Genomic DNA, 7,183 nt, shown 5'->3' with positions numbered 1-7,183 from the left:
AAAAGCATTTGTTGGGTTGCGCTGTCGCTTAACCCAACCTACAAAAATCCTTAACCAAACGGTATTGCTATATTAGGGCTATTATTTTTAAGTATCGGGATTGGATTAAATTTGGTAAATCTTGTTCAAGTTAAGTCGCTGGTTAGTATAGCTGAGTAAATTTACGGGAACAAATTGTTAAATATTCTTCACAATCAATAAAATATCAAAATTGTCAGGGTTAAGATGGATAAAAATCATAAAAACTTCATTTAAAATTTATGAACCCTTTACTTAATTCCGTACTTTCCCTGACTTATAACCAACTCTGCGATTTTTCTAACTCAAATAACTTCTGGCAGGTTTTTAATACAGCTTTTAGCACACAATACAACCGGAGTATAGCGGAAATCCTGCGTTTACAATGGGAATCTAGTGATTTTAGTCAACTTCCCGAAATTGAGCTTATTAGTAGTGACATACTTGGCAATGCTAACGGGGCTTATGCGATCAGCACCAATAAGATTTATTTATTAGATACCTTTGTTGCAACCGCCACACCAGCAGAAATTAGTGCAGTTTTGTTAGAAGAAATTGGGCATTTTGTGGATGCTCAAATTAATCTGACAGATAGTGCTGGAGATGAAGGAAAAATTTTTGCAGACTTAATACAGGGTTACAGTTTGGATAATGCAACCTTACAGGATTTGCGAACAGAGAATGACCACGCGACAATTGCGGTAAACGGAGAAAATATTGAAGTAGAGCAGAATAGCCCTGTTTCTCCACGTACTTGGGATTTAGCCAGTTTAGGCTTGAAAGTCCTCACAACCCCAATTCAAGCAGGACCAGGATTAACACTAATTGCCACAGGTCCAGATCCGTCTCAATTAAAAATTAACGTCCCTTTTAATCAAAATGCTGCTATTAGCACCAGAGCAAATACACTGTGGACGGGAGGGGGATTAGGGCTAAATTTAACAGGTGCTGGCATTACAGTAGGAGTGTGGGATGAAGGTCCGGTTCGGAGTACCCACCAAGAATTAACAGGTCGTGTGACAGTTGTTGATGCAGGGACAGCATCCAATCACGCTACCCATGTTGGGGGAACTATAGGCGCAACTGGTGTAGTCTCTGCGGCACAGGGTATGGCGGAACAAGTTCTTATCCGTTCACGTGACTGGACTAATGACTTAACCGAGTTAAACAGTGATGCAAATTTAATCCAACTATCTAATCATTCTTATGGTTTTCTGACTGGATGGAGTGGTTTAGTGATAGTAGGTGGCATTCCCACCGATTTTTGGCAAGATGATAGATCAAAATTTTCTCTGGAAGACCCAGATTTTGGACTTTATAGCAGTCAAACTCAAGCACTAGACAATGTTCTCTATAACAACAAAGCCTTACTGAGTGTGTGGGCAGCTGGCAATGATCGCGATGATAATTTTACTGGTGCTAATGGGACAAAATACGTTGCTTACTTATCCCCTCCCGCTGTAGGAACTGCTGGTTATTACTTAATCGATCCTGGTAGTAGTGGTTTGGCCGCACCGCCACAAGATGGTAATGCAGGTGCAGGTTACGATTCCTTACCTGAAGTCCAGACTGCGAAAAACTCTCTAGTGATTGGTGCTATTAGTGATACAACTTGGACTGGTAGTAATACGATTGCCACTGGCGGAGCAATGTTACCTTTCTCCAGTTGGGGAATGACAGATGATGGGCGAGTCAAAGTTGATCTTGTGGCTAATGGAGATAATCTCTATTCATCTATCGCTACAAACAATACTGCTTATACTACTTATAGTGGCACATCCATGGCTACCCCCAATGTAACGGGAACAATGGCGCTGTTGTATCAGCATCATAAGAATCTAGATGCCTTGAATGACCCTGAGTATGAAAACGTTCCTAATATCACCAATACTTCCACTAAACCGCGATTCATCAATATTGCCAAGCCTTCCAGCGCCACCATGAAAGGATTAGCCATCCACACGGCTACTGATTTAGGCAATGTTGGACCTGATTATACCTTTGGTTGGGGATTGATGAATGGTCAAAGTGCGGCTATTTTCCTCAATGATTTAAAGAATCCTTATACCAGTAATCGCTCTTTATTAGCAGAAGATACTTTTGTCGGTAGCCCAAAAAATCTCGGTAAAGTCAATTCTAGTGGCGGCAACGTTAAAATAACCTTGATTTGGACAGATCCAGCCCCTGTGACTTTACCAGTAAGAGGAGTCAATAATGCTACCATTGATAACTCAGCTTCGGTGTTAGTTAATGACCTAGACCTTTATTTAAAAGATTCTCTGGGCAATACCTATTATCCCTGGACACTCAATCCTGGTAGTCCTTCTTCATCAGCAGTAAAAACTACGGCGAATCATCGAGATAACATAGAACAAGTTGTTTTTAACGCTACTACTGAAGGCATTGGCGCTGGTAATTATACGGTTTATGTGGGGGGTTCTTTAGCCTCTGGTTATACTGCTCAAGATTTTTCGATCTTTTTCTCCTCTGTGCCTCAATTTGGTAACGGACACGGCTGGGGAGATGTGCATTTAATTACTTTTGATGGCAAAGCTTATGACTTTCAAGCAGTTGGGGAGTTCATTTTCATTGAATCTACTGTAGATGATTGGCAAATTCAAACCCGTCAAGAAATTTATCCGGCGATCGCAGGTACTTCTGTCAACACAGCTTTTGCAACCAACATAGATGGTTATAAAGTAGTGTTTGACATAGATAATGCGACTGATAAGAAAATTACAATTGACGGAAATAGCCTGACTTTAGTTAGTGGTCAAAGTCAAATTTTAAACACGAGTAAAATCGAGCGCCAGGGTGATATTTATACCCTTATTTGGGCAGGACTAGATGGAAATCTCAATACTTCAGATGATGATCGAGTCACTGCCTATGACAATGGCAATCATATCAATATCTATGTTGATCCAGCAGATTACCGAACCACTTTTGTTCAAGGGCTTTTGGGCAATGGAGATGGTGACATTTCTAATGAATTTACCCTCCGCAATGGCACTCTCTTAAGTCCTAATCCCACCGTTCAGCAAATCCATACCCAATGGGCAGATAGTTGGCGGATTAGTCAGCAGGAATCCCTTTTTGGTACACAGACATTCTCTAACCCTGACTTTCCTAAACAATACATCGGGTTAGAAGATTTACCTCTAGCCACCGTAAATGCCGCTAAGATAGCCGCCTTTAAAGCTGGTCTTCCCGCCGGACATATTTTGGATGGTGCTGCTTTTGATTTTGCCGTCACAGGAGAAGAGAGTTTCATCAAGAGTGCTGCTATTACCTTTGCAGATGTTGTCATCTCTCCCAAGTTACTGGGTAATTTCATCACCCTCGATGTTGATCCCATCACAGTTACTGAAGATGGTCAAAACCGCATAGTTTACACATTTACCCGCACTGGTAGTACAACCAAAGCCCTTACCGTTAAATATGGTGTAGGTGGAACGGCCACTTTCAACACAGACTATACCCAAATAGGTGCAGCCAGTTTCACAGCTACAACTGGAACTATCACCTTTGCGGCTGGAAGCAGTACAGCAAAAGTAACCATTGACCCCAAAGCAGATACCATCATTGAAAGTGATGAAACCGTGGCTTTAACCCTAGCTGCTGGCAAAGGTTATACCATTGGGACAACAACAGAGGTAACGGGAACTATTATTAATGATGATGTTGCACCATTTACTACCATCAGTCTGAGTGCTGACCAAACGATAGTAGAAGGTAGAACTAGCCGACAAAATCTGATCTATAAAGTTGCTCTTTCCAACACCAGCACCCAACCTATTACTGTGCAGTATGCTACTGCTGACGGTACTGCTATAGCGGGGTTAGACTACATCAGCAAAACAGGAACTTTAACTTTCAAACCAGGGGTAAAAACTCAAAATATCATTATCCCCATTCTTAATGATGCCATCAATGAAGCCGATGAAACCTTTACCCTAACACTGACATCTCCCATTAATGCGAGTTTGGGGAATAAAACCACCGCTACCACAACTATTACCGATACCCTCACTGCCTCTGTTACGACTACTCTGCCCACTAACGTTGAAAATCTGACTCTCACCAGAACATCTGCTATCAACGGTACTGGTAACGCTGGCAATAATGTCTTGACAGGTAATAGTGCTAATAATACTCTTGCAGGTCTGAATGGTAATGATACTTATGTTTTTGTTGCCAATACTCCTTTAGGAACTGACAAGATTACAGAAACAGCAACGGGCGGTATTGATACCCTCGATTTTAGGGGTACTACCAGTCCTATCAAGGTAAATCTGAATACGATTACTACGCAGACTGTCAATAGTAATCTCAAACTGATTCTTTCCGCTAACAACGTGATTGAAAATGCCACTGGTGGCACAGCTAATGACCGTCTCACGGGTAATACACTCAGTAACACTTTAAATGGTGGTGATGGCAATGACAGATTACAAGGGTTAGGAGGAAATGACATTTTGATAGGAGAAGCAGGTGATGATATCCTCACTGGTGGAGGTGGTGACGATCTTCTCTGGGGAGGTTTAGGAGATGATATTGTTACCGGGAATATTGGCAAAGATCAATATTTGTTTCAAGGTGATGGAGTTTTTGCTACCAGCTTAGGTGTTGATTACATCAGCGAGTTTGAAGTGGGACAAGACCAGATACTGCTCAGTAAAAATACTTTCAACGCTGTTATTAACAATCCAGGAGAGATTTTCACTGACTTTGCGGTAGTTGCTGATGATGACTTGGTAGATGCTAGTAATGCTCGCATTGTCTTTAGTCAAAATACTGGTAGTTTGTTCTATAACCAAAATGGGAATGTTTTGGGTGCAGCAGCAGTGTTTGAATTTGCTTATTTAGGTAATCCTGATATCACTCTCAGTAGTAGTAATTTCAGTTTGGTTGCTTAGTCCTTCCTCTCTTTGCGTCTTTGCGTGATGGACAGTTTGCTTAAGTGGGGAAACCTGTCCACGTAAGTATCCTCCTCTGCGTCAGGTAAATCAAGGTGGCCACCCTACTAGACAATGAAAAACCCAGATGTGTAGGGGTAAAGCATGAGCTAAACTCCTACTTATGGAATTAAGAACTTTTATCATGAAAGAAGTAACTGCCAATTATGATGAATCGTGGAAAGAAGCATTAAATGAGTATTTTGAAAGTTTCTTAATTTTCTTTTTTCCTCAAGTCCACCAATTAATTGATTGGACAAAAACACCACGCTCTCTTGATAAAGAATTACAAGAGATTACGGCTTCATCAGAAACAGAAAAACGGATTGCTGATAAACTATATCAAGTTTGGTTGCTTGACAAACGAGAAGTTTGGATATTGATTCATGTTGAGGTTCAAAGTCAATATGAAGTAGATTTTGGGCAACGGATGTATATTTATAATTACCGTTCCTTTGATTTGTATCACAAACCAGTAGTTAGTCTGGCAGTATTAGGTGATGAAAGTAATAAATGGCGACCTAGTGCTTATGGTTATTCCCTTGGTGGGTGTGAAGTTAGCCTTAAATTTCCCATTGCTAAACTGCTTGACTATGAATCAAAGTGGGATGAATTAGAAGCTAATGACAATCCCTTTGCTATCATAGTAATGGCGCATTTGAAAACTAAAGCAACCACTGGTAATTTATCAGAACGGGAGCAATGGAAATGGATATTAATTCGCGGACTTTATGAGCGAGGCTTAACTAAAGAACAAATTGTTAAACTGTTTAAAATCATTGACACAATGATGACTTTATCTCAGCAATTGCAGCAAAAGTTAGTGAGTAAAATTAACAGTTTTGAGGAGGAAAGAAAAATGCCTTTAATCAGTCCTACAGAACAAATGGCGATAGAACGCGGTAAAGAGATTGGTAAAGAAATTGGTAAAGAGATTGGTAAAGAAATTGGTGCGTTACAAAAAGCTCGTGATAATGTCAAAACTGTTTTGCAAACTCGACTGGGTAGGGTTTCTTCAGATATCACACTATCTCTAGCTCAGGTTTCTGATATATCTATTTTGGATGAAATGTTGAAACTGGCAGTTGTAGTTAATTCTTTAGAAGATTTTCAACAGGGTTTAGAATTGGCAACATCAAAATAATTAACTGTCTTGGCGAATGAAATAGAGCCTACGGCTACCGTTAGGGATACAATGAAGGGTTTGAAACCCACGTAGGTGGGTTTTTTCTGTGTAGACGCGGTTTCTAACCGCTATCCGTAGGATCTGTATCAAAAATATTACTGTTTCCAACAATAATACTAATTGCTTGTAAAAATTAAATCGGGCTAAGATGTGTAAAACCTTTACAAGCATGATTTCATGAATACTTTACTCAACGATGCCCTGACGCTGACATATAACAAACTGAGCGCCTTTTCTGGTTTAAATATCTTCTGGCAGGTTGTAGATACTGCTTTTGGTACGCAATACAACCACAGTGTCGCGGAAATTCTGCGCTTACAGTGGCAAGCAGGTGATTTTAGTCAACTTCCGCAAATTGAAATTCTTGATAGTAGCGTTCTGGGAACTGCTAACGGCGCTTATGCAAGTAGCGCGAATAAGATTTATCTGTCAAATACTTTTGTTGCTAACGCCACATCAGCAGATATTAGTAGAGTTTTATTAGAGGAAATTGGGCATTTTGTAGATGCTCAAATTAATACCTTGGACAGTGCTGGTGATGAAGGGGCAATTTTTGCTGAGTTGGTACTGGGTAATAGTCTGGATGCTTCAACCTTAGAAGCTTTACAAGCAGAAGATGATTTAGCCACAATTACCGTAAATGGCCAAGTTATTCAGGTAGAGCAGCAGAATTTTACAGGAACATCAGGTAATGACAATATTACGGGAACATCGGGAGATGATGTCATTCAAGGTTTCGCCGGTAATGATACACTGTCTGGTCTGGGTGGAAATGATCAATTATTTGGGGGTTTGGGTTCTGATAGTCTCACAGGTGGAACAGGACTAGATACATTTGTCTTTGAATATTTCAATGGTTCTAGTTTTGCCCAAGACTTAGATGTAGTCACTGATTTTGTCCAAGGACAAGACAAAATTGACCTCAGAACTGTTGGTATTGCTGACTATCAAACACTCTTAACTATAATCAGTGATGATTCTCTCAGTAATGCCGTCATTACTGCCCGCTATAACAACTCTT

3 protein-coding genes are annotated in these 7,183 nt (G+C 40.4%); all 3 read left to right on the top strand.

Annotation, left to right across the window (positions count from 1 at the left end; translation table 11 throughout):
* Positions 1-260 precede the first annotated feature (260 nt).
* Positions 261-4,937, top strand: a complete 4,677-nt coding sequence (locus VB694_RS25035; RefSeq protein ID WP_323363033.1) for a S8 family serine peptidase — start codon at positions 261-263, stop codon at positions 4,935-4,937.
* Between the two features lie 184 nt (positions 4,938-5,121).
* Positions 5,122-6,120, top strand: coding sequence for a hypothetical protein (locus tag VB694_RS25030; protein WP_323363032.1), 999 nt, complete (start codon positions 5,122-5,124; stop codon positions 6,118-6,120).
* A gap of 219 nt (positions 6,121-6,339) precedes the next feature.
* A partial coding sequence (locus VB694_RS25025) for a calcium-binding protein (protein WP_323363031.1) occupies positions 6,340-7,183 on the top strand: 844 nt, incomplete at its 3' end.

This window comes from Anabaena sp. UHCC 0451, from assembly GCF_034931405.1.
In the GTDB taxonomy this organism is placed as follows: domain Bacteria; phylum Cyanobacteriota; class Cyanobacteriia; order Cyanobacteriales; family Nostocaceae; genus RDYJ01.
This window is presented reverse-complemented; position numbering and strand designations above follow the sequence as displayed.

What these genes read in the sequence shown, in the direction of transcription:
- VB694_RS25035 (WP_323363033.1), top strand. Translation starts at nt 261, where the DNA reads ATGAACCCTTTACTTAATTCCGTACTTTCCCTGACTTATAACCAACTC.
- VB694_RS25030 (WP_323363032.1), top strand. Translation starts at nt 5,122, where the DNA reads ATGAAAGAAGTAACTGCCAATTATGATGAATCGTGGAAAGAAGCATTA.